We start from the raw sequence: 23954 nt of genomic DNA, 5'->3' as shown, positions 1-23954 counted from the left end.
CCTTCGTCATTAAAGGCGTTTCAGTGAAATGCTCACTTGACGGTCTATTGGCGCATTCCTATAGTGTGCCGAAGTGGTGTGATGTGGACGAAAGTGGGATTTTTTGGCAGGGATAGCCATTCAGTGGGGGTAGCAGGAGCGTGTTTCGAGGAACGAGTGCCATCAATCTGGACGCTAAAGGGCGCCTCGCCATGCCGGCTCGGTATCGCGATCGGCTGCTTGAGTCCTGCGGTGGCCACTTGATAGCGACGATTGCCCTCGAAGAGCGTTGCCTGTGGATCTATCCGCTGCAGGAATGGGAACTAGTAGAACAGCAGTTAAAGAAGGCCCCCAATATGAACCCTGCAGTAAAACGGCTGAACCGGTTGTTGATTGGTAACGCTAACGAGATCGAGCTGGACGGTAACGGCCGTTTCGTGGTGCCGCCATTACTGCGCGAGCACGCCGGTCTCGATAAGAAAGTCATGCTGGTAGGTCAGCTGAACAAATTCGAATTGTGGAGCGAGGACGAGTGGAACGCGACGACCGAAGCCTATCTTGAGGTGCAGGATGCTGGCGAATTGCCGGTTGAACTGCAGTCGTTGAGCCTATGAGTCAGTCTCCCGTGTTCCAGCATATAAGTGTCCTGCTTGACGAAGCGCTCAAGGGCCTGGCGGTGCAGCCGGACGGCTTGTACGTGGACGGCACATTTGGCCGAGGAGGGCATAGTAGAGCCATTCTATCCAGACTTTCCAAAGTCGGACGGCTCATCGGTTTTGATAAGGACCCGGAGGCAATTCGGGTCGGAACTCAACTGGCGGCCGATGACGGCCGCTTTGTCGTTGTACGCCGCAGCTTTGCCGATATGGCTGAAGAGCTGCGGCAGCTTGGTTTGCACGGCCAGGTCAACGGTGTGTTACTGGATCTGGGTGTGTCCTCGCCCCAGCTCGATGATGCCGAGCGCGGCTTCAGTTTTCTGAATGATGGCCCGCTGGATATGCGCATGGATCCCGCTCAGGGACAAAGCGCAGCTGAGTGGATCAACAGCGCAGAAGAAGCGGATATCGCCACTGTTCTGAAGGAATACGGCGAAGAGCGTTTCGCCCGGCGGATGGCGCGCGCCATCGTCATGCGCCGCGCCGAGCAACCCTTTACTCGCACTGCCGATCTGGCGGAAGTCATCAAGGAAGCCAATCCTGCCTGGGAGAAACACAAGCACCCGGCGACACGCGCTTTCCAGGGTATCCGTATTTTCATCAACCGCGAGCTGGAGGACCTGGCTGACGGGCTCAAGGCTGCGCTTGATGTGTTGGCGCCAGGCGGCCGCCTGGTGGTGATCAGCTTCCACTCGCTGGAAGATCGTCTGGTCAAGCAGTTCATGCGCCGCGAGGCCAAGGGTGCGCCCATTCCCCGCGGGCTGCCCATACGTGAAATCGATATCCCGGTCAGCATCAACCTGATCGGCAAAGCCATCAAACCTTCGGCTGAGGAAGTCGCGGGTAATCCACGTGCGCGCAGTGCCATGCTGCGAATCGCGGAGAAACGCTGATGGCTGAGCAGATGACCTTTCAGGAGCGCACCGGTCTGCCACGTAGCAGTGGCTGGTTGATGGTGGTCGGTCTGCTGATTCTGGTCAGTGCGCTGGCGGTGCCCTATAGCGCCCATTGGAGCCGCACTCTGCTGAATGAGCTCGACGCCGAGATGAAGCAGCGCGAAAAGGCACAGGCCGATTGGGGCCGCCTGGTTCTTGAGCAAAGCACCTGGACGGCCCATCACCGTGTGGAAAGCATCGCCCGCAGCAAGCTCGACATGCGCGTGCCGTCTGCGGTCGAAGTGGTACTGGTGAAGCCATGATCAGGATCAAGCCCAATGGCAGTCTGCACCCGTGGCGATTCCGGATCGTCATCGGTGCGTTGGGCGTCTGTTGCGCGGTCATCAGCTGGCAGATCGTGCAGCTGCACGTGCTGGACGGTGGGTTTCTCCGCAATCAGGGCGACAAGCGCAGCCTGCGTCACGTACCCATCACCGCGCACCGCGGGCAGATAACTGATCGCAATGGCGAGCCGCTGGCCGTCAGCACGCCGGTTCTGACTATCTGGGCCAATCCGACGCAACTCATTTCTCAGCAACAGCGCTGGCCTGAACTGGCCCAGGCGCTGGGGACTGACCTGGCCACCTTCAGCGAGCGTCTGAAGGCCAACGCCGAACGCGAGTTTATCTATCTGCGCCGCCGAATGACGCCACAGGATGGCGCTGCGGTTGTCGACCTGAAGATTCCCGGCGTTTACAGCCAGGAAGAATACCGCCGCTTCTATCCTGCCGGTGATGTCACCTCTCACCTGGTCGGCTTTACCAACGTCGATGAGCACGGTCAGGAGGGTCTCGAGCTTGCCTATAACGAATGGCTGCAAGGTGTTCCGGGCAGCCGTCAGGTATTGCAGGACCGTCGTGGCCGCCTGATCAAGGACGTGCAGGTGGTCAAGAATGCCCGTCCCGGCAACGATCTCGCCTTGTCCATCGACCTGCGCCTGCAGTACCTGGCTCACCGGGAGCTGCGCAAGGGACTGAAGGAGTTCGATGCCAAGGGCGGTTCTCTGGTGATGATTGACGTGCGTACGGGTGAAGTGCTGGCGATGGTCAATCACCCCAGTTACAACCCCAACAATCGCGCCAACCTCAAGCCCGAAATGATGCGTAACCGCGCACTGATCGATGTGTTCGAACCGGGTTCGACCATGAAGCCGTTTTCCATGAGCGCTGCCCTGGCTACGGGGCGCTGGAAAACTACAGATGAGGTGGACGTTTATCCCGGTACCTTGAGGATTGGCCGATACACCATCCGCGATGTCTCCCGCGCACCGGGCGGCAAGCTTGATCTGGCCGGCATCCTGCTTAAATCAAGTAACGTCGGCATGAGCAAGATTGCGTTCGATGTTGGCGGGCCGGCCATCCGTGAGGTCTTGCAGGGCGTCGGGCTTGGCGAGTATTCCGGTCTCGGCTTTCCGGGTGAGCAGGTCGGCAACCTGCCCAGCTACCGCGAGTGGGGCCAGGCCGAAACCGCAACGCTTTCGTATGGCTACGGCTTGTCGTTGACCACTGTTCAGCTGGCGCAAGCGTATGCCGTGCTGGCCAATGATGGCCGCAAGGTTCCGCTGTCGCTGCTGCGCGTCAAGGATGCTCCGGCGGGTGAACAGGTCATTTCCGAGGACGTGGCCAAGGCGGTTCAGGAAATGTTGCAGGAGGTTATCGAAGGCCAGGGCGGAACGCATCGCGCATTGGTCCCCGGATATCATGTCTCCGGTAAGAGTGGTACCGCGCGCAAAGCCAGTCATACCAGCAAGGGTTACAAAGAAGACTCGTACCGGTCCCTGTTTGCCGGCTTCGCGCCGAGCACCGATCCGCGGATCGCCATCGCTATCGTCGTCGACGAGCCGAGCAAGGGCGGCTATTACGGCGGGCTGGTCGCGGCGCCGATCTTCAGTGATCTGATGGCCGGTGCATTGCGGCTGATGAATATTGCTCCGGATAACATGCCGGAGTTGCAGCAGGTGGAAATCCCTCCGACCAAGGGAGGGTTCCGCGGATGATCACTCTGCGCCAGTTGTTTCCGGATTGGTTAGGCCAGGATGTCAGCGTCACAGGCCTTGCGCTGGATAGTCGGCAAGTCAAGAGCGGCTACCTGTTTCTGGCTGTTCCCGGCCTGAAAGTGGATGGCCGGGATTACATCGATCAGGCCATCGAAGCGGGTGCAGTAGCGGTTGCATATGACGCTACCGATGATCGTCATTATGAAGGCGCCGTGCCAATGCTGGCTGTGCCGCAGTTGGCTGAGCAGATTTCCGCGATCGCCGGCCGCTTCTATGGTGAGCCGTCCGCCGCTCTAACGCTGGTGGGCATCACCGGAACCAACGGCAAAACGTCGGTTAGTCAGATGCTGGCACAGGCATTGAACGAACTGGATACCCCTTGCGGTGTGATCGGCACCTTGGGTAGTGGCATGCCGGGTGCGTTGACTGACCATGGTATGACTACGCCGGATGCGGTGAATGTTCAGGGTCAGCTCGCGCGCTTGCGTGACGCCGGGGCCGCAGCGGTGTGTATGGAAGTGTCCTCCCACGCGCTGGACCAGGGCCGGGTCGCCGCGCTGGCTTTTGATGTCGCTGTGTTTACCAACCTGACCCGCGATCATCTTGACTATCACGGCGACATGATCAGCTATGAAGCCGCCAAGGCGCGCCTGTTTGATGCTGGCGGGTGCCACGCGGTGATCAACCTCGATGATCCTGCAGGTCGTCGGCTAATGGAGCGCTGTCCGCCGCGCGAAGGCACCGCGCGGCTGCTTGGTTTCAGTCTGATGGATGCGACTGCGCCGCTGCATTGCAGCGACGTGCGCTATGACGCTGCGGGCATCCACGCGCTACTGCATTTTGAAGACGAGCAATCGTCGCTGCATAGCGAGCTGCTCGGCGAGTTCAATCTCAGCAATCTGCTGGCCGTGACGGGCAGTCTGTTGGTGCTCGGTTTCAGCCTGCATCAAGCAGTAGAGCGTGCTGCCGGATTGCGTGCTCCAGCAGGCAGAATGCAGCGCCTGGGCGGTGGTTCGCGTCCTCTGGTCGTGGTCGATTACGCCCACACGCCCGACGCATTGGAAAAGGCGTTGATTGCGCTGCGTGCCCACGTCAGCGGACGTTTGACGTGTATTTTCGGCTGCGGTGGCAATCGGGACGCGGGCAAGCGTCCGCTGATGGGCCAAATCGCCGAACGCTATGCCGACCGCGTGGTGGTGACAGACGACAACCCCCGCAATGAACCCTCAGCAAGCATCATCGGGCAGATCTGCCAGGGTCTCGGCAAGCCGCAAAACATCACAGTCCTTGCCAATCGTGCCGAGGCGATCGCGCACACCATCAGTCGCGCGCACCACGAGGACGTCATTCTTTTGGCCGGCAAGGGCCACGAAACCTATCAGGAGATAAACGGCGTGCGCCACGCTTTCAGTGATATTGAACAGGCAGAACGTGCCTTGCAGCAGTGGGAGGCGAGCCATGCTTGAAGCCATGCGCCTGTCCGATCTGGTCAGCCCTCTCGCTGCAACGTTGAAGGGCGTTGACGCCGAGTTTGACAGCGTTGCCTTTGATAGCCGCGCGATCCAGCCGGGTGGCTTGTTCGTCGCGCTTGCCGGAACGCGCACCAATGGACACGATCACCTGGCCGACGCTCGCGCACGTGGCGCAACCTGCGCGATGGTCGAGTATCTCGTTGAAGATCCGCTCCCGCAGCTGCTGGTGCATGACAGCCTGCGCGCGCTGGGGCAGTTGGCCGGCCTTGCCCGGGCAGCCTACAGCGGTCCGTTGGTTGCAATTACCGGCTCCAGCGGCAAGACAACCGTAAAAGAAATGGTCGCTGCGATTCTGCGACCGCTTGGCCCGGTGCTGGCAACCCAGGGCAACCTGAATAATGAAATCGGTGTTCCCATGACGTTGCTCGGCCTGAGCAATGAGCACCGCTATGCCGTGATCGAGATGGGCGCTGCTGCTCGTGGCGATATCGCGTACAGCATGGAAATCGCCAAGCCAACGGTTAGCGTGTTGACCAATGCAGGCAATGCCCATGTCGGGCGCTTCGGCAGTCTGGACAATATCGCCAAGGCCAAGGGCGAGATTTTCAGCTGCCTCAGCACCAAGGGTAAGGCCGTTATCAACCTGGATAGCCCTTGGTTTGAGAGCTGGTACCAGCTGCTGGGCAAGCGCAAAAGCTACGTGTTCAGCCTCAAGAACCCGACAGCTGAGGTGCGCGCGGAGTCAATCAAGCTTGATGAGCGGGGCTGCCCGGGCTTCAGGCTGGTCACGCCTAAAGGCGAAGTCAGCGTCCAGTTGAATCTGCTCGGTGAGCACAACGTTGCCAATGCGCTGGCCGCCACGGGTGCCGCCCTGGCGCTGGATGTTGAACTTGAGTACATCCGCAGCGGATTGGCCAGTGTGCAACCGATGTCGGGTCGCGCTGCCAGCCGGAAAGGGTTTGCTGGATCCATTGTCATCGACGATAGCTATAACGCCAGCCCGGCTTCGGTAAAGGCTGCGATTGATCTGCTCGCCTGTTTCGATGGCCGCCGCATTCTGGTGCTGGGTGATATGGCGGAGCTCGGTGAGTGGGAAAGCGATTCCCATCAGGAAGTAGGTGAGCACGCTCGTCAACAGGGTATCGAGGCGCTGTACGCCGTGGGCCGCCTGTCGGCTCTGGCGGCTGACCGGTTTGGTGAAGGCGCGTTTGTTTTCGCGAGCAAAAAAGAACTGATCGAAGCGCTGAAAGCGCAGCTTGGCCCGGATGTTCGCGTCCTGGTCAAGGGGTCGCGCAGCGCAGGAATGGAGGAGGTGGTAGCAGGTCTGGTCGCCACTCTGGATGACGATAACGACAGGAAGGTCGGCTAATGCTGCTTTTACTTGCCCAATACCTGCAGCAATTTCATACCGGTTTCTCGGTATTTCAGTACCTGTCACTGCGGGCGATTCTGGGCGTGCTTACCGCGCTCGGTCTCGCGCTGTTTGTTGGTCCGTGGATGATCCGTTCACTGAGCTTCCGGCAGATTGGTCAGTCCGTACGTAATGATGGCCCGCAGTCGCACCTGTCCAAGGCCGGCACGCCGACCATGGGCGGCGCATTGATATTGATCGCTATCGCAATCGCCACGTTATTATGGGCAGATCTGCGCAACATCTATGTGTGGGTTGTCCTTGGCGTCACACTGTCGTTTGGTGCGATCGGTTGGGTGGATGATTACCGCAAGGTCGTGGAGAAGAACTCCCGCGGCCTGCCGTCGCGCTGGAAGTATTTCTGGCAGTCAGTGTTCGGTCTGGTTGCCGCAGTGATTCTTTATCTGACCGCAAAGACGCCGATCGAAACGACGTTGATCGTGCCGTTCTTCAAGCATGTCGAGTTCCAGCTGGGACTCGGCTTCATCGTTTTGACCTATTTCGTAATCGTCGGCTCGAGCAACGCGGTCAACCTGACCGACGGGCTTGATGGTCTGGCAATCATGCCGACGGTGATGGTCGGCGGTGCGCTGGGCATTTTCGCTTATCTCTCCGGCAACGTTCGTTTCGCTGAATACCTGCTGATTCCGCATGTGCCCGGCGCTGGCGAACTGGTCATATTCTGCGGTGCGCTGATTGGCGCCGGACTCGGATTTCTCTGGTTTAACACTTATCCCGCCCAGGTATTTATGGGCGATGTGGGCGCGCTGGCTCTCGGTGCCGCACTGGGCGTGATCGCCGTGATCGTTCGCCAGGAAATCGTACTGTTCATCATGGGCGGCATTTTCGTCGTCGAAACGCTTTCGGTCATTGTGCAGGTCGCTTCATTCAAGCTGACCGGTAGACGGGTGTTTCGCATGGCGCCCATTCACCACCATTTCGAATTGAAGGGTTGGCCCGAACCCCGGGTCATTGTGCGTTTCTGGATCATCACCGTCGTGCTGGTGCTGATCGGACTGGCCACCCTGAAGCTGCGCTGAGGAAGAAACTGTGTCATTGATAACCACGGACAAGAAACGGATCATCGTCGGGCTCGGCAGCACCGGGCTCTCGGTCGCCCGTTTTCTGGCCGGCCGTGGGATGCCATTCGGCGTGGCGGATACCCGTCAACATCCGCCGGGCCTGGATCAGCTGAAGCGTTTTGCGCCGATGGCGGATCTCTATCTCGGTGAGCTGGATGCGGACGTGCTGTGCTCGGCTGCGGAGTTGGTTGTCAGCCCGGGTATAGCGCTGTCGACGCCGGCGTTGCAGCAGGCGCGCGAGGCTGGCGTCAAGTTGGTGGGCGATATTGAATTATTCGCCCGCGAGGCGAAGGCGCCGATCATTGCGATCACCGGCTCGAACGCCAAAAGCACAGTGACCACCCTGGTTGGTGAGATGGCGCGCGCCGCCGGGATCCGCGTGGCAGTCGGCGGCAACCTCGGCAAGCCTGCGCTGGACTTGCTTGACCAACACGCTGGTCTTTATGTGATCGAGCTATCAAGCTTTCAGCTGGAAACTACCGAGCGGCTCAATGCCGAAGTGGCAACGGTCCTCAACGTCAGCGAAGACCATATGGACCGCTATGCCAACCTGGCTGCTTATCATCAGGCCAAACACCGGATTTTCAGCGGCGCGCGTCAGGTAGTCATCAACCGCGACGACCTGCTTTCCCGGCCGCTGGTGGCTGATCAATTACCGCAATGGACCTTTGGCCTGTCACGCCCCGATTTCAAAGGCTTCGGTTTGATCGAAGAGGGCGGCGAAACCTGGCTCGCCTTCGAATTCAAGGCACTGATGCCGGTTGCCGAGCTAAAGATCCGCGGCGCGCATAATCAGTCGAACGCGCTGGCCGCGCTGGCGCTGGGTCATGCTGCCGGGCTGCCGTTCCCGGCCATGCTGGATGCGCTGCGTAGTTTCACCGGTTTGCCGCATCGGTGTCAGTGGGTCGGCAAACATGCTGACGTTGATTATTACGATGATTCCAAGGCTACCAACGTGGGAGCCGCGCTCGCTGCGATCGAGGGTTTCGGTGCGGACCTGCAAGGTAAACAGGTGTTGATTGCGGGCGGCGACGGCAAGGGTGCCGATTTCACACCGCTACGCGAGCCAGTCAGCCGATATTGTCGGGCCGCCGTATTGCTGGGCCGCGATGCAGCTGAGCTGGTTCAGGCGCTGGGCAACGTCGTACCAGTCATCCGCGTTGATTCGATCGAGCAGGCCGTAACAGCCGCCGCCGACGTGGCACAGCCGGGTGATGCGGTCCTGTTGTCGCCAGCCTGCGCCAGCCTGGATATGTTCAAGAACTTCGAAGAGCGCGGACGCTTGTTCGCCGAAGCGGTAGGGAGGCTGACACATGATCTTGACTGATGTGTTACAGCGTTCCGCCGCACCGCTCCTGGGTGAGCGGCGTTTCGATATGGATATGCCGCTTTTGGTAGCCGCGCTGTGCCTGTTGGGCCTGGGTGTGGTGATGGTCACCTCGTCATCGATGGAAGTCGCCGCCGGTCAGCTGGGTAACCCGTTGTTCTACATGATCCGCCAGCTGATCTATCTGGCGATCGCTATCGGCGCGCTGGTCGTCGTGCTGTCGATTCCGGTGAATCTTTGGCAGCAGTTCCGCTTTCCACTGTTGTTCGTCGGCTTCGGCTTGCTGATTGCGGTGTTGATTCCCGGTATCGGTCGTGAGGTTAACGGCAGCTGGCGCTGGATTGCGGTCGGCCCGATCAATATTCAGCCCTCCGAGCTGGCGAAGCTGTTTGCAGTGGTATTTCTGGCCGGGTATCTGGTGCAGCGCCAGAAAGAGGTCAAGGAGAAGTGGTTTGGGTTCATCAAGCCATTCATGGTGCTTGGCCCCATGGCCTGGCTGCTGGTCATCGAGCCGGACTTCGGTGCGACCGTTGTCCTGATGGGTGCTGCAACTGGCATGCTGTTCCTGGGAGGGGTGGGCTTGTTCCGCTTCACGCTGCTGTTTGGTGCTCTTGGCGCGCTTGGCGGGCTCCTGGTGTTATTTGAACCCTATCGTCTGCAGCGTCTGACGGGCTTTCTGGACCCCTGGACCGATCCGTTCGGCACCGGCTACCAGCTTACTCAGGCATTGATCGCTTTTGGCCGCGGCAGTTGGTTCGGCACCGGTCTGGGCAATAGTGTGCAGAAGCAGTTCTATCTGCCCGAAGCACACACCGATTTCGTTTTCGCCGTGCTGGCCGAAGAGATGGGCCTTATCGGTGCGCTGGCCGCTTTTGGCCTGTTGATATTCGTGGCGGTCCGTAGCCTTTATATCGGTTTGTGGGCTGAGCGCGCGGGTCGGCTGTTCTCCGCTTATCTGGCCTACGGCCTGGCCATCATGTGGTGCGGCCAGATCCTGATCAATGTGGGCGTGAACGTAGGCCTGCTTCCGACCAAGGGCTTGACGCTTCCGTTTCTGAGTTATGGCGGCAGCTCGCTTGTCGTGTGCTGTATCTGCCTGGGCTTGTTGCTGCGGATCGACTGGGAGCGCCGTCAGGCGTTACGGGAGGCCGGCAATGAAAAATAGCGTTCTGGTCATGGCTGGCGGCACCGGAGGACATGTGTTCCCTGCGCTGGCCTGCGCGCGTTTACTGCGCGACAAGGGCTATGACGTGCACTGGCTGGGCACGCGGCGCGGGATTGAAAGTGAGCTGGTGCCGGCGGCGGATTTCCCGATCCATTACATCGACATTCAGGGGCTGCGCGGCAAGAGCAAAGCCGATCTTTTGAAAGCGCCCCTGAGTCTGACTCGCGCACTGCGTCAATCATTACAAGTGATTCGTACGGTCCAGCCGGCCTTCGTACTGGGCGCCGGTGGCTATGTGACCGGTCCCGGTGGATTGGCAGCCTGGATGAAGCGGATTCCTGTGATCATTCACGAGCAGAACGCGGTAGTCGGTACAGCCAACCGGCTGTTGGCGACCATCGCGGCCCGCCGCTGCGAAGGCTTTCCGGGCAGCTTTGCGAACGACAGCAAGCGTCGCAGCACCGGTAACCCCGTGCGGGAAGAAATCTTTCAGGTACCGGCTATGAGCTGGGACGGCCAGCGTCGTCCACGCCTGCTGGTACTTGGCGGCAGTCTTGGCGCGTTGCCGCTCAACCGCATGCTGCCCGAAGCGATGGGCGCGGTGGATGCATCCAAGCGTCCGGAAATCTGGCACCAGTGCGGCAAGCTGCATATTGAGCTGACCAGCGAGACATACAAGAGCGCGGGCGTCGAGGCGAAGGTCGAGCCATTCATCGCTGACATGGCTGCAGCCTATGCCTGGGCTGACCTGGTGGTATGCCGCTCCGGCGCGCTCACCGTATGTGAACTCGCAGCAGCAGGGCGCCCGTCATTATTGGTGCCCTTGCCCCACGCGATTGACGACCATCAGAGCGCAAACGCGCGTTTCCTGGCCGACCATGGCGCGGCCGAGCTGCTGCCCCAGGCCACGCTGACCAAAGAACTACTGGCGGAACGAATGGAATACCTCTTTACCCATCCGGAGATTTTGCAACAGATGGCAGACAACGCTCGCAAGCAGGCCGCACCCAATGCAACCGCAGACGTGATCAACGCCTGCCTGGAGGTCGCCCGTGGTGAATAAGCCCCGTTCCGCTGCGACCTTCGCGCTGCCAGAGATGCGCCGCATCCGCCGTATTCACTTTGTCGGTATCGGCGGGGCGGGTATGTGTGGCATCGCCGAGGTATTACTCAATCTTGGGTATATGGTTTCCGGTTCGGATCTGAAGCGTTCCGCCGTCACCCAGCGCCTGGAAAGCTTTGGTGCCCGGGTTGATATCGGCCATCGTCCGGAAAATGTCCAGCAAGCTGATGTGCTGGTGGTGTCCAGTGCGATCAATAAGCAGAACCCGGAAGTCGCGGCTGCATTCGAGCGGCGCATTCCGGTTGTGCCACGCGCAGAGATGCTCGCTGAGCTGATGCGCTACCGGCATGGCATCGCAGTGGCGGGAACACATGGCAAGACCACCACCACCAGCCTGATCGCCTCGGTCCTGGCGGCTGAAGGGTTAAGCCCTACCTTCGTTATTGGTGGCAAGCTGACCAGTGCGGGCACCAATGCACAATTGGGTGAGAGCCGTTACCTGGTTGCCGAGGCAGACGAGAGCGACGCCTCCTTCCTGCATCTGCAGCCGATGGTTGCCATCGTCACCAATATCGACGCCGATCATATGGCGACCTACGAAGGTGACTTCAACCGGCTCAAGCGCACCTTCGTTGATTTTCTGCACAACCTGCCGTTTTACGGACTGGCTGTGCTGTGTATCGATGATCCGGTCGTGCGCGAGATCCTTCCGCAAATCAACCGTCAGGTCATTACCTACGGGCAGTCCAGCGACGCCGATGTACGCGCCGTGGATATTCATCAGAAGGGCATGTCGACATTCTTTACCGTGCAGCGCGACGGCCACGAAGACCTGAAACTTTGGGTCAACATGCCGGGCGTTCATAACGTGCTGAATGCGCTTGCGACCATTGCAGTGGCCACCGATGAAGGCGTCAGCGATGCCGCCATTGTCAAGGGTCTGACTGGGTTCGAAGGCGTAGGGCGCCGCTTCCAAGTATATGGCGATTACGCGCTGGACGGCGGCGAAGTAATGCTGGTTGACGATTACGGCCACCATCCCCGCGAAGTGGGCGCAGTGATCAAGGCCGTACGTGCCGGCTGGCCCGAGCGGCGCCTGGTGATGATTTATCAGCCGCACCGTTATAGCCGCACGCGTGACCTGTATGAGGACTTCGTACAGGTTCTGGGCGAGACCAACGCCTTGCTGCTGATGGAGGTCTACCCGGCAGGAGAAGAGCCGGTGCCGGGCGCGGACAGCAAACAGTTGTGCCGCAGCATCCGTCAGCGTGGTCAGATCGATCCTATCTATGTAGAGCGTGATGCTGACGTCATGCCCCTGCTGAAAGCCGTGCTGAAGCCCGGCGATATTCTCTTGACCCAGGGCGCTGGCGACATTGCCGGACTGGCGCCGCAGTTAGCCGACGCGCTGACACGCTTGAGCGCTCAGGGAGGGCAGGTCTGATGATTGAACCGACCCGGTTTGGCAAGGTCGCAGTCCTCTACGGCGGTACATCCGCCGAGCGTAAGGTATCGCTGAAGTCCGGCGCTGCGGTGCTGGATGCATTGCGCAGTGCAGGCGTCGACGTCTATGGCATTGATGCGGGTGCGGATCTCGCCGAACAGCTTATTATCAACCGTCCGGACCGGGTTTTCATCGCCCTTCATGGTCGTGGCGGTGAAGACGGTAGCCTTCAGGGGCTGCTTGAAAGCCTGAAAATTCCTTATACCGGCAGCGGCGTTATGGCTTCCGCATTGGGTATGGACAAGCTGCGTACCAAACTGATCTGGCGCAGCCTTGGGCTGTCCACGCCGGAGCACGCCTTGCTAAGCGAGCGCTCGGACTGCCCACCAATCATCGATACGCTGGGTACACCGCTGATCGTCAAGCCGGTCCATGAGGGCTCGAGCATAGGTATGGCCAAGGTCAACAATCTGGCCGAACTCGAACAGGCCTGTGAGGACGCCCGCGCCTACGACGACCAGACGCTGGTCGAGCAGTGGATCACGGGGGCCGAATTCACCGTCGCGATTCTGGATGACCGTGCGTTGCCGGCGATCCGCTTGAGCACCCCGCATACCTTTTACGATTACGACGCCAAGTATCTGGCTAACGACACTCAATATCAGTGTCCGTGCGGCTTGCCCGCTGACAAGGAAGCCGAACTGGCAGAGCTGTGTTTGAAGGCATTCCATGCCGTTGGTTGCAGGGGCTGGGGCCGCGTAGATGTGATGCAGGACGAGGCGGGGCGTTTCTACCTGCTTGAAGTGAACACTGTGCCCGGTATGACCGACCACAGCCTGGTGCCCATGGCGGCTGCGGCCGCCGGGATGACATTCACCGATCTGGTGCTGGCGATTCTTGCCGGCGCCGGGTATTGAGGGCCGGACCATGTTGGGGTTGATGGTGCGTGATCAGCGTACGAGCAAGTCTCTGGTGCGACGTCAGTCCCCGGCTCGTGGTGCTGTGCGCGTCGTGACGCCCGCACCACGCAAGTGGTCTCGGCCGAACCTGCGTTGGCCCCGGCTGACCGGAATGGGCGATCGCCTGCAGCAACTGATGTGGCCGGTGCTGTTGCTGGTTCTCGCAGGCGGCCTTTACGCGCTTGGTACCCAGCTGATGCCTCAAGCGGATCGGCCGATCAGTGTGATCAACGTCGAAGGGGATCTGCAATACATCGACCGCGAGGCGGTGCAGCAGGTTATCCAGCCCTATCTGGACGAGAGTTTTCTCGGCATCGATATCGACGGGCTGAGTGCCGAGCTCAACGCCATGTCCTGGGTGTCCGGAGCGTCGGTAAAACGGGTTTGGCCTGACCGTCTGGTAGTCAATCTGGACGAGCAATTGCCGGTCGCGCGGTGGGGCGATACCGCCCTGCTGAATAACGCCGGCGAGGCCTTCTCGCCTGAACATATCGACCGCTTCGACGAATTGCCGCGTCTGACCGGGCCGGAGCGCGCCAAGCGGCGGGTGATGCAGAACTATCAGCAGTTCAACCGACTGCTACGGCCTTACGGCCACGGTGTAGCTGAGCTGGAACTGCGCGAGCGCGGTAGCTGGTTCCTGACCACCCAGGACGGGATCCAGATATTGCTAGGACGCGATGACGTCGTAGAAAAAATGAAGCGATTCCTGACCATCGACCAGCTCGTGTTGTCAGAGCGGCGGGATCAGATAGCGCGGGTTGATTTGCGTTACAGCAACAGCATGGCAGTAGCCTGGCACGAGCCGGCTGCTCAAGATGAAACGGGAGAGTAACCGAAAGATTATGGCTAGCAAGCAGGGTACCAGGATGATAGTCGGGCTCGATATTGGCACCTCCAAGGTGGTCGCGCTTGTGGGTGAGATTGGCTCTGACGGCGAACTCGAAATCGTCGGCATCGGCTCTCATCCCTCCCGAGGCCTGAAAAAAGGCGTAGTGGTCAATATCGAATCCACCGTGCAGTCAATCCAGCGCGCTATTGAAGAAGCGGAGCTGATGGCTGGCTGCCAGATTCATTCGGTGTTTGCAGGGCTGGCTGGCAATCATATTCGCAGCCTCAACTCTCACGGCATCGTCGCCATTCGTGATCGGGAAGTGGTCAAGGCAGACATAGAACGCGTTCTCGACGCGGGGCAGGCGGTTGCGATCCCGGCTGACCAGAAGGTGCTGCATATCCTCCCGCAGGAATACGTGATCGATAACCAGGAAGGCGTGCGCGAGCCATTGGGAATGTCGGGCGTGCGTCTGGAAGCCAAGGTACACCTGGTGACGTGCGCGCTCAACGCAGTGCAGAACATCGAGAAGTGCATCCGCCGCTGCGGGCTTGAGGTCGAGGACGTGATTCTCGAGCAACTCGCCTCCAGCTACGCCGTACTCACCGAGGACGAAAAAGAGCTGGGCGTGTGCATGGTCGACATCGGTGGCGGTACCACGGATATCGCCATCTTCACCGAAGGCGCGATCCGGCACACCGCGGTAATTCCGATCGCCGGTGATCAGGTCACCAACGATATCGCCATGGCACTGCGTACGCCTACGCAGTACGCCGAAGAAATCAAGATCCGTTACGCGTGCGCGCTGGCCAAACTGGCCGGCCCGGAAGAAACCATCAAGGTTCCGAGCGTCGGCGAACGTCCGCCCCGCGACCTCTCGCGCCAGGCGCTGGCCGAAGTGGTTGAGCCGCGCTACGACGAATTGTTCACCCTGATCCAGGCTGAACTGCGTCGCTCAGGATACGAAGACATGGTCCCCGCCGGCATCGTACTGACCGGCGGAACCGCAAAAATGGAAGGCGCCGTGGAATTGGCAGAAGAGATATTCCACATGCCGGTACGCCTCGGCGTACCACAGGAATTCAAGGGACTGACTGATGTGGTGCGTAACCCCATTTATTCAACAGGGGTCGGCTTGTTGCACTACGGCATCAAGCACCACGAGCAAGGTAGCAGTAGCCCGGAGCAGGGCAAAACATCGCCGTTGGGACGCATGAAGAAGTGGTTCCAGGGCAATTTTTAAACAGACCCGCTAAAGCGGGCCGAAATAACGAAACGAGTTAAAACTCAGGAGATGGAACCATGTTTGAATTAATTGATAACGTTCCTCAAAACGCAGTTATAAAAGTAGTTGGTGTCGGTGGCGGCGGCGGTAATGCGCTCCAGCATATGGTCATCAACAACGTCGAAGGCGTGGATTTCATCTGCGCCAACACCGATGCTCAGGCGCTGAAGAACATCAGCGCACGCACGGTTCTGCAGCTTGGCTCTGAAGTCACCAAGGGCCTGGGCGCTGGTGCCAACCCGTTGATCGGTCGTGAAGCGGCCATTGAAGACCGCGAGCGCATTGCTGAGGTACTGCAAGGCTCGGATATGGTCTTCATCACCGCAGGCATGGGCGGCGGTACCGGTACGGGTGCTGCGCCGATTGTTGCCGAAGTCGCTCGCGAAATGGGCATCTTGACCGTTGCCGTAGTAACCAAGCCGTTCCCGTTTGAAGGCCGTAAGCGTATGCAGATTGCCGAGGAAGGCATCCGCGAGCTGAGCCTGCATGTGGACTCGTTGATCACCATCCCCAACGAAAAGCTGCTGACGGTTCTGGGTAAGGACGCCAGCCTGTTGGCTGCCTTCAGCAAGGCCAACGACGTGCTGCTCGGCGCGGTCCAGGGCATCGCCGATCTGATCATGCGTCCAGGTATGATCAACGTCGACTTTGCTGACGTGAAGACAGTCATGAGCGAGATGGGCATGGCCATGATGGGTACCGGTCATGCAAGCGGCCCGAACCGTGCGCGCGAAGCGGCTGAAGCGGCTATCCGCAGTCCGTTGCTGGAAGACGTGAACCTGATGGGCGCTCGCGGCATTCTGGTCAATATTACGGCCGGTCCGGATCTGTCGCTGGGCGAGTTCTCTGAAGTAGGTAGCACCGTCGAGGAGTTTGCCTCGGAGACTGCTACAGTGGTTGTAGGCACCGTTATTGATCCTGAGCTGCGTGACGAGCTGCGAGTGACTGTTGTGGCCACGGGTCTGGGTCCGCGCATCGAGAAGCCGGTCAAGGTCGTCGACAATACGCCCGCGACACGCCATCGTCATACCGAAGGCTCCGCGCCCAACTATAATGAACTGGACCGTCCTACCGTCATGCGTAATCCGAGTGTAGGCGGCAATGCTGCGGCCGCGCGCCTGAGCCAGCCGGCCGAAGATCTGGATTACCTGGATATTCCGGCGTTCTTGCGCAGGCAGGCTGACTGAGAGATAGACTCTGTCAATCACTCGTATAGGTCTGATCAGTATTCAACAAAGGCGTGTTTTGCTATGATGCACGCCGACTTGTTGAAAACTATTCGCAACTAAGCGGAACCCGTACATGATTAAACAACGCACACTGAAGAACATCATCCGGGCCACTGGTGTTGGTCTGCATTCGGGTGAGAAGGTGTATCTCACGCTGAAACCCGCGCCAGTAGATACCGGAATTGTGTTCTGCCGAGTGGATCTTGACCCAGTGGTACAGATTCCGGCGCGTGCCGAGTTCGTAGGTGAGACGACCATGTCCACCACCCTGATAAAGGATGGTGCCAAGGTCGACACTGTCGAGCACCTGTTATCCGCCATGGCGGGCCTGGGAATCGATAACGCCTACGTTGAACTCAGCGCACCAGAGGTGCCGATCATGGACGGCAGCGCCGGCCCCTTCGTATTCCTGATTCAGTCTGCAGGAATCGAGGAGCAAGATGCTGCCAAGCAGTTCATCCGCATTAAACGTGAAGTAACGGTTGAGGAAGACGGCAAGACAGCTACCTTTGTGCCTTTTGAAGGTTTCAAAGTGGCTTTCGGAATCGACTTCGATCATCCGGTATTTCGTGGTCGCAGCCAGTTTGCCAGCGTGGATTTCTCCAGCACTTCCTTTGTAAAGGAAGTCAGTCGAGCACGGACCTTCGGGTTCATGCGCGACATTGAATACCTGCGTTCGCAAAACCTGGCGTTGGGTGGCAGCGTGGATAACGCCATCGTGGTGGATGAATACCGTGTGTTGAATGAAGACGGCCTGCGCTATGAGGACGAGTTCGTAAAACACAAGATACTGGACGCCATCGGTGATCTGTATCTGCTGGGCAAGAGTCTGGTTGGTGAGTTCCGTGGTTTCAAATCTGGACATGCTCTGAATAACAAGCTGCTTCGTTCTCTGCTTGCTACCAAGGATGCGTGGGAAATAGTTACTTTCGAAGACGCCGGCACAGCGCCCATCTCCTTTATGCGCCCGGCGGCTGCGGTCTAAACCGTTTCGTTTCGTTTCTGCGGCCACCTCGGGTGGCCGTTTTTTTTGGTGAACTAAAGGCGTGCTGCCTGTTCAGACAGGACGAGCAGAGTCGTCAGTCGTCTTCGTGATGTTTTGCCAGGCGCTCAAGCGCGGCCCTGAGTGATGTGTCTTCAATCTGCATGGCCGTTTCGCGCAGGCTGGTTGCCGCTACTCTTGAGTGTCTCATTTTGCGAACTGGTGGTGCTTTTTTGATCAGTGGCGGTTGAACTTTACAATGTATTTTCGTTAAGGTTGCAAACTCTGTGTACGCCTGCAATTGGCGTATCAGCCGTTTTTGCTGGTAGCGCATCCGGGTCGCCCAATGGCTGTCCGTGACCACCAGCCGCAGTACACCATCGCGCAAGGATGCAACACGGCAATGCTCACGTGCAGCCGGTTCCATGACTGTTTCCAGCAGTATCTGCAGGCGCTCAACTGCTCGAGCCTTTGCGAAAAGGCCCTTCAGCGTCGAATGGGTGCGTATCAAGTCACCAGGTTGGCGAGCATCCAGCGGAGTAAAAGCCATGAGAAAGTGCGAACCGGAGTTATTGAGCAACCGGCATCCTATCAGAATGACGAAGCCAGTTGTCTGGGGATCATGACGTGAACATCATTATACTTACTGACCGCCACGGCTCCGCCAGGGCCCTTACTTTAAGTACGCCCTGGGTAATTCTTGCAGCGGTAATCATCCTCGCAATGCCCGCCGCCGCTGCCGTCCTGACCTGGCAAGCGCTGGATTCCAGAGCCACCCTGTCCAATCAAGTGGTCGACTATGACCAGCTGTGGCATGACACGCTGCAGGAATACCAGGCCGACGCCTCTTCCGAAGAATCTCAAGCCCAGCTGGAACGCATGACTCAGCAGCTCGGCCGGTTGCAAACACGACTCACCCGCCTGGATGCGCTCGGCGAACGTCTGACCGAGCTGGTCGATATGTCCGATGGGGAATTCGATTTCAATACTGACCCTGGTATGGGTGGTCCGGAATTGCGCAAGGACAGTATGCGCTATGAGGGCCCGGAGGTTCAGTCGGTGATCGACCAGTTGGCGGAACGTATTGATAATCGCACCCAGCAGTTGCGGCTGCTTGAGGAACTGGTGCTCAACCGTCAGACCGATGCCAACGCGCTCCTTGATTATCTCCCTGTGAAGGAAGGCTATATCTCATCAGGTTTCGGACGACGCACCGACCCCATCAGTGGGCGTATGTCTCACCATTCAGGACTTGATTTTGCCGCCCCCCGTGGCACACCGATTCATGCGATCGGGGCTGGTGTGGTTACCTTTTCCGGGCGAAAGGGCGCCTATGGCAATATGGTCGAGATTACGCATGGTAGCGGTCTGAAAAGTCGTTACGCCCACGCGCACAAACTAGAAGTGGCAAAAGGTGATCTGGTCAAGAAAGGCGAAGTTATCGCCCAGGTCGGCTCGACTGGACGCTCGACTGGCCCGCACCTGCATCTTGAGATCTTCAGCAATGGCCGGGCCGTTAACCCGGCCCGTCATATTGCTCTGAAATAATTCAGCCTGCCTTCGTTTCCCGTCTCTGGTCCCGCACGTTCAAGGTGCGGGTCCTTATCTGAGCGCTAAAAGTCTGCGCTCCTTCCGTTACCGGTTTGTTCGTCATGGTAGGCTGCGTTGCGACGTGTCAGTTGCCTGCAGGGCACAGCCCCGGGTTGATTTTCGTGCGGTTTATTGTCTCGTCGGATTCAGAGTAGAATGCCAGATCCCCGGCAAGGGCCAGGTCGGATTGATCTGGACCCGCCAACCATCAAACGGATATCGAAGTCGACTATGTTTGCGCCTTTATTGAAGAAACTGTTTGGAAGCAAGAACGAGCGTGAGCTGAAGCGTATGAACAGGATTGTCAGCGCTATCAATGCTCTCGAAGAAAACCTGAACTCGCTAAGCGATGAACAGTTGAAGGCCAAAACAGGCGAATTCAAGGAGCGGGTGGCCAAGGGCGAAACCCTCGACCAGATATTGCCGGAAGCTTTCGCTCTCGTACGTGAAGCCAGTAAACGCGTCATGGGTATGCGCCATTTTGACGTCCAGTTGATTGGTGGCGTGGTCCTGCATGAAGGCAAGATCGCAGAGATGAAGACCGGGGAAGGTAAGACCCTTGTTTCGACCCTACCGGCTTATCTCAATGCCCTCTCAGGCAAGGGCGTACACGTTGTCACCGTAAACGACTATCTGGCGCGCCGGGATGCAAATTCGATGCGTCCGCTTCACGAGTTTCTCGGATTGACCGTGGGTGTGGTGGTTCCTTTCCAGGCTCCGATGGAGAAACGCCAAGCCTATCAGTGCGATATCACCTACGGCACCAACAACGAATTTGGTTTCGATTACCTGCGCGACAACATGGCGTTCCGGCTGGAAGACAAGGCCCAGCGCGAGCTGAACTTCGCTATTGTCGATGAGGTGGATTCAATCCTTATCGACGAGGCGCGGACGCCGTTGATCATTTCCGGACCGGCCGAAGACAGTTCTCAGATGTACACGGCGATCAATAAATTGATCCCCATGCTCAAGCGAGGCTACCCGGCGGAAGAAGGCCAGGAAGAAGTCGAGGGTCATTTTTACATCGACGAAAAAACCCGCCAGGTCGAGTTGAATGAAGGTGGCCACCAGTATGTCGAAGAGCTGCTGGTAAGAGAAGGTCTGCTGCCGGAGGGCGACAGCCTGTATGCGGCACAGAATCTTGGGCTGCTGCAGCACGTGCATTCTGCACTGCGGGCGCACACCCTCTTCCATCGCAATGTTGAGTACATCGTCCAGAATGACCAGGTATTGCTGGTCGATGAGCACACCGGCCGCACCATGCCTGGCCGCCGTCTCTCCGAGGGGCTCCATCAGGCCATCGAGGCTAAAGAAGGACTCAAGATTCAGGCTGAGAGCCAGACTTTGGCTTCTACCACCTTCCAGAACTACTTCCGTTTGTACAGCAAGTTGTCCGGTATGACCGGTACGGCCGATACCGAAGCGTTTGAATTCCGCCAGATCTATAACCTGGACGTGGTCGTTATTCCGACTAACAAGCCAATGATCCGCAAGGATTACAACGATCTGGTCTACCTGACCATAGAAGAAAAGTTTGCTGCGATTGCTGCCGACATCAAGGGTTGCAGGGAAAGCGGCCGGCCGGTGCTGGTGGGTACCGCGACCATCGATTCCTCGGAAGTCGTGTCCCAGCTGTTAAACAAGGAAGGCATCGAACACAAGGTACTCAACGCCAAATACCACGAGAAAGAAGCCGAGATCATCGCCCAGGCCGGTCGCCCGGGCGCTGTCACTATTGCGACCAACATGGCTGGCCGCGGTACGGACATTATTCTGGGTGGTAGCTGGGAAGCTGAAATTGCCAGCCTCGAGGACCCGTCACCGGAGAAGGTCGCACAGATCAAGGCTGATTGGCAGGAGCGTCACCAGCAGGTGCTGGATGCAGGCGGTCTGCATATTATTGCCTGCGAACGCCACGAATCACGCCGGATCGATAACCAGCTGCGCGGTCGTTCCGGTCGTCAGGGCGACCCGGGCTCCAGCCGCTTTTATCTGTCTCTGGAAGACAATCTCATGCGGATCTTCGCCTCTGACCGGGTGAAGAACTTCATGAAGGCGCTGGGTATGGAGAAGGGCGAGGCGATCGAGCATCGCATGGTGTCCAACGCGATCGAAAAGGCTCAGCGCAAGGTTGAAGGCCGCAACTTCGACATTCGTAAGCAGTTGCTGGAATACGATGACGTCGCCAACGAGCAACGTAAGGTTATCTACGGTCAGCGCAACTCGATTCTCGCTGCCGATAACGTCGAAGAGACCATCACCGCAATTCGTGAAGACGTAGTTGCTTCGGCGGTTAGCCAGTTCATCCCGCCGCAAAGCCTGCCTGAACAGTGGGATGTGGCGGGCCTGGAGCAGCACCTGGAAAACGAATTTGCGCTCAAGCTTCCGATACAGCAATGGCTGGACGATGACGACCGCTTGCATGAAGACGGCCTGCGTCAGCGCATTCTTGAAGAGCTGGTAAAAGCCTATAAAGAAAAAGAAGAAATGACCGGCGCCGAGGCTCTGCGTACGTTCGAGAAACAAATGCTGCTGCGTGTCCTGGATGATCTGTGGAAAGAACATCTGGCGACTATGGACCACCTGCGACAGGGGATTCATTTACGCGGCTACGCCCAGAAGAATCCCAAGCAGGAATACAAGCGCGAAGCCTTCAACATGTTTGAGGAGATGCTGGAGTCGATCAAGCACGACACGATCCGCATCCTGAGTCATGTTCAGGTTCGCCGCGAAGATCCGGCGGAAGAAGAAGCGCGCCAGCGCCGCCAGGCTGAAGAAATGGCCAAGCGGATGCAATTCAAGCATGAGGAAGTCGCTCCGGTGGGCGAGGGAAGTGATCAGGAAGAGCAGGGTGCTCCTGTGCCGACTGGTGCCCCTGTCACCCGTGAAGGCCCGAAGGTCGGCCGCAACGACCCTTGTCCGTGCGGCTCTGGCAAGAAGTACAAGCACTGCCACGGCCAGATCTGAATCCATCCGTCTAATAGGCCGCGGTCCTTGGGAAGGTAGAACTCCAAGGGCAGCGGTAGGACTCGACCACAGAGGTTCTCGACAAGCACTCCCGGCCAGAATGAAGCCAAACGATGGAAGGTCGAGTTCCATCTCGACCAGCAGTGTACCCGCGAGCACCCAGGCCGGGATGGAACCCGGCCCTCCATCGAACGTGCAATCTCAACGTAACTCCCACAAGCAAGACCCCAGCGCAAAGCAGCCTCAGAAAACCCACCGAGCGTGCACTAACAAGCGACAATCAATCTCACGCTCTAGGCGTCACAGCCCGCCCAGCTGTATCATTCCCGCTTTGAATCCCAATTGGAGATAACCCCATGGCAGTCGGACTCGGCCCGCTTCCAACCCTTCATCCCGTCCCTGGTTTTCGTCTTGGCATCGCCTCGGCAGGTATCAAGAAGCCGGGCCGCAAGGATGTCGTAATCATGGAAGCGGCAGAGGGCTCAGCCATTGCCGGGGTATTTACCACCAACGCTTTCTGCGCGGCGCCGGTTACCTTGGCCAAACAGCATATGCAGGCCGCCCCGCGCTATCTGCTGGTCAATACCGGCAATGCCAATGCCGGGACAGGCAAACCAGGTATGCAGGCCGCACAGCAGACGTGCGAGGCTCTGGCTGGACTCGCGAAGGTGTCTCCGGAGCAGGTCCTTCCCTTCAGCACAGGTGTGATCGGCGAGCTGTTACCGGCAGAGAAAATTATCAATGCTTTGCCCGCAGCGCTGGCTGATCTGAGCCCTGAAAACTGGGCTGCAGCCGCCACGGGCATCATGACCACCGACACCCTGCCCAAGGGTGCCAGTCGGCAGGTAAAGATTGGTGAGCAAACCGTCACCATCACCGGTATGTCCAAGGGCGCGGGGATGATCAAGCCCAACATGGCCACCATGCTGGCCTACGTCGCCACTGACGCGAAGGTAGCGCAACCGGTGTTGCAGAGCCTGTTGCGGGAAGCCGCTGATCTCTCATTCAATCGCATCACCATTGATGGCGATACGTCGACCAATGATTGCTGCATGCTGATCGCCACCGGTCAAGCCGACATGGCGCCAATTAGCGAGACCTCCGGTGCGGAGTACCAGGTGCTGGCTGAAGCAGTAAAAGCCATTATGCTCGAACTGGCACAGGCTATCGTCCGTGATGGCGAGGGTGCCACCAAGTTCGTTACGGTGCAGGTGAATGGCGGTGCGAACCGGAATGAGTGCCTGGATGTGGGATACGCGGTAGCGCATTCTCCGTTGATCAAGACCGCGCTGTTCGCTTCGGACCCGAACTGGGGACGTATTCTGGCCGCCGTAGGCCGCGCAGGCGTGCCGGACCTGGACGTGGAACAGATCGACGTCTATCTCGATGATATCTGCATTACACGCAACGGCGGGAGAGCGGAAGAGTATCGCGAAGAGCAGGGCGCAAAGGTGATGGCTCAGGCGGAAATCACCATCCGTATCGAGCTGGGCCGGGGAGACTTCAACGAAACGCTCTGGACGACTGACCTCTCGCATGAATACGTACGCATCAACGCTGAATACCGCACCTGACCCCGT

20 protein-coding genes are annotated in these 23954 nt (G+C 58.6%); 19 read left to right on the top strand and 1 reads right to left on the bottom strand.

Annotation, left to right across the window (positions count from 1 at the left end; genetic code table 11):
• Positions 1-140 precede the first annotated feature (140 nt).
• The 16 genes from mraZ to lpxC all read left to right on the top strand — a co-directional run bounded on the left by mraZ (position 141) and on the right by lpxC (position 17820).
• Positions 141-593: a division/cell wall cluster transcriptional repressor MraZ gene (gene mraZ / locus HG264_RS09545; RefSeq protein ID WP_150299475.1), complete on the top strand. Its 453-nt coding sequence runs from the start codon at positions 141-143 to the stop codon at positions 591-593.
• The gene (gene rsmH / locus HG264_RS09540; protein WP_169407440.1) at positions 590-1528 is read left to right on the top strand and encodes a 16S rRNA (cytosine(1402)-N(4))-methyltransferase RsmH; all 939 of its coding nucleotides are present in this window, start codon (positions 590-592) and stop codon (positions 1526-1528) included. The genes mraZ and rsmH overlap by 4 nt, the downstream gene beginning before the upstream one ends.
• Positions 1528-1833 carry a cell division protein FtsL gene (gene ftsL, locus HG264_RS09535; protein ID WP_372240159.1) on the top strand — a complete coding sequence of 102 codons (306 nt, stop codon included), beginning with the start codon at positions 1528-1530 and terminating at the stop codon, positions 1831-1833. The genes rsmH and ftsL overlap by 1 nt, the downstream gene beginning before the upstream one ends.
• Positions 1830-3566: a penicillin-binding protein 2 gene (locus tag HG264_RS09530; protein WP_169407439.1), complete on the top strand. Its 1737-nt coding sequence runs from the start codon at positions 1830-1832 to the stop codon at positions 3564-3566. The genes ftsL and HG264_RS09530 overlap by 4 nt, the downstream gene beginning before the upstream one ends.
• On the top strand, positions 3563-5032 hold the full coding sequence (locus tag HG264_RS09525) for a UDP-N-acetylmuramoyl-L-alanyl-D-glutamate--2,6-diaminopimelate ligase (RefSeq protein ID WP_169407438.1): 1470 nt from the start codon (positions 3563-3565) through the stop codon (positions 5030-5032). The genes HG264_RS09530 and HG264_RS09525 overlap by 4 nt, the downstream gene beginning before the upstream one ends.
• Positions 5025-6407, top strand: a complete 1383-nt coding sequence (gene murF, locus HG264_RS09520) for a UDP-N-acetylmuramoyl-tripeptide--D-alanyl-D-alanine ligase (RefSeq protein WP_169407437.1) — start codon at positions 5025-5027, stop codon at positions 6405-6407. The genes HG264_RS09525 and murF overlap by 8 nt, the downstream gene beginning before the upstream one ends.
• Positions 6407-7489 carry a phospho-N-acetylmuramoyl-pentapeptide-transferase gene (gene mraY / locus HG264_RS09515; protein ID WP_169407436.1) on the top strand — a complete coding sequence of 361 codons (1083 nt, stop codon included), beginning with the start codon at positions 6407-6409 and terminating at the stop codon, positions 7487-7489. The genes murF and mraY overlap by 1 nt, the downstream gene beginning before the upstream one ends.
• A 10-nt stretch (positions 7490-7499) precedes the next feature.
• Positions 7500-8858, top strand: coding sequence for a UDP-N-acetylmuramoyl-L-alanine--D-glutamate ligase (murD, locus tag HG264_RS09510; RefSeq protein ID WP_169407435.1), 1359 nt, complete (start codon positions 7500-7502; stop codon positions 8856-8858).
• On the top strand, positions 8845-10023 hold the full coding sequence (gene ftsW / locus HG264_RS09505) for a putative lipid II flippase FtsW (RefSeq protein ID WP_169407434.1): 1179 nt from the start codon (positions 8845-8847) through the stop codon (positions 10021-10023). The genes murD and ftsW overlap by 14 nt, the downstream gene beginning before the upstream one ends.
• Complete coding sequence (murG, locus tag HG264_RS09500) at positions 10013-11086, top strand: undecaprenyldiphospho-muramoylpentapeptide beta-N-acetylglucosaminyltransferase (RefSeq protein ID WP_169407433.1); 1074 nt, start codon at positions 10013-10015, stop codon at positions 11084-11086. The genes ftsW and murG overlap by 11 nt, the downstream gene beginning before the upstream one ends.
• A 34-nt stretch (positions 11087-11120) precedes the next feature.
• Positions 11121-12530 carry a UDP-N-acetylmuramate--L-alanine ligase gene (gene murC, locus HG264_RS09495; protein WP_169409079.1) on the top strand — a complete coding sequence of 470 codons (1410 nt, stop codon included), beginning with the start codon at positions 11121-11123 and terminating at the stop codon, positions 12528-12530.
• Entirely contained in the window at positions 12530-13447 is a 918-nt protein-coding gene (locus tag HG264_RS09490; protein WP_169407432.1) for a D-alanine--D-alanine ligase, read from the top strand. The genes murC and HG264_RS09490 overlap by 1 nt, the downstream gene beginning before the upstream one ends.
• A 10-nt stretch (positions 13448-13457) precedes the next feature.
• Positions 13458-14324, top strand: coding sequence for a cell division protein FtsQ/DivIB (locus HG264_RS09485; protein ID WP_169407431.1), 867 nt, complete (start codon positions 13458-13460; stop codon positions 14322-14324).
• Positions 14325-14334: 10 nt separating this feature from the next.
• Complete coding sequence (gene ftsA / locus HG264_RS09480; RefSeq protein WP_169407430.1) at positions 14335-15564, top strand: cell division protein FtsA; 1230 nt, start codon at positions 14335-14337, stop codon at positions 15562-15564.
• A 59-nt stretch (positions 15565-15623) separates the two neighbouring features.
• Positions 15624-16793, top strand: coding sequence for a cell division protein FtsZ (ftsZ, locus tag HG264_RS09475; protein WP_169407429.1), 1170 nt, complete (start codon positions 15624-15626; stop codon positions 16791-16793).
• Positions 16794-16908: 115 nt separating this feature from the next.
• Positions 16909-17820 (top strand): UDP-3-O-acyl-N-acetylglucosamine deacetylase, encoded by a 912-nt coding sequence (gene lpxC / locus HG264_RS09470; protein WP_150299487.1) that lies wholly within the window; start codon positions 16909-16911, stop codon positions 17818-17820.
• 94 nt (positions 17821-17914) lie between these two features.
• Here lpxC and HG264_RS09465 read toward each other — a convergent pair whose 3' ends face one another.
• Positions 17915-18367: a DUF721 domain-containing protein gene (locus HG264_RS09465; protein WP_169409078.1), complete on the bottom strand. Its 453-nt coding sequence runs from the start codon at positions 18365-18367 to the stop codon at positions 17915-17917.
• Positions 18368-18444: 77 nt separating this feature from the next.
• Between HG264_RS09465 and HG264_RS09460 the strand changes: the two genes are divergently transcribed.
• The 3 genes from HG264_RS09460 to argJ all read left to right on the top strand — a co-directional run bounded on the left by HG264_RS09460 (position 18445) and on the right by argJ (position 23948).
• The gene (locus tag HG264_RS09460; protein ID WP_169407428.1) at positions 18445-19365 is read left to right on the top strand and encodes a M23 family metallopeptidase; all 921 of its coding nucleotides are present in this window, start codon (positions 18445-18447) and stop codon (positions 19363-19365) included.
• Between the two features lie 273 nt (positions 19366-19638).
• Complete coding sequence (gene secA, locus HG264_RS09455; RefSeq protein ID WP_169407427.1) at positions 19639-22374, top strand: preprotein translocase subunit SecA; 2736 nt, start codon at positions 19639-19641, stop codon at positions 22372-22374.
• 356 nt (positions 22375-22730) lie between these two features.
• A complete protein-coding gene (argJ, locus tag HG264_RS09450; protein WP_169407426.1) occupies positions 22731-23948 on the top strand; it encodes a bifunctional glutamate N-acetyltransferase/amino-acid acetyltransferase ArgJ in 1218 nt (405 codons plus the stop codon).
• Positions 23949-23954: the final 6 nt, after the last annotated feature.

It is taken from the genome of Pseudomonas sp. gcc21 (assembly GCF_012844345.1).
Classification (GTDB): domain Bacteria; phylum Pseudomonadota; class Gammaproteobacteria; order Pseudomonadales; family Pseudomonadaceae; genus Halopseudomonas.
This window is presented reverse-complemented; position numbering and strand designations above follow the sequence as displayed.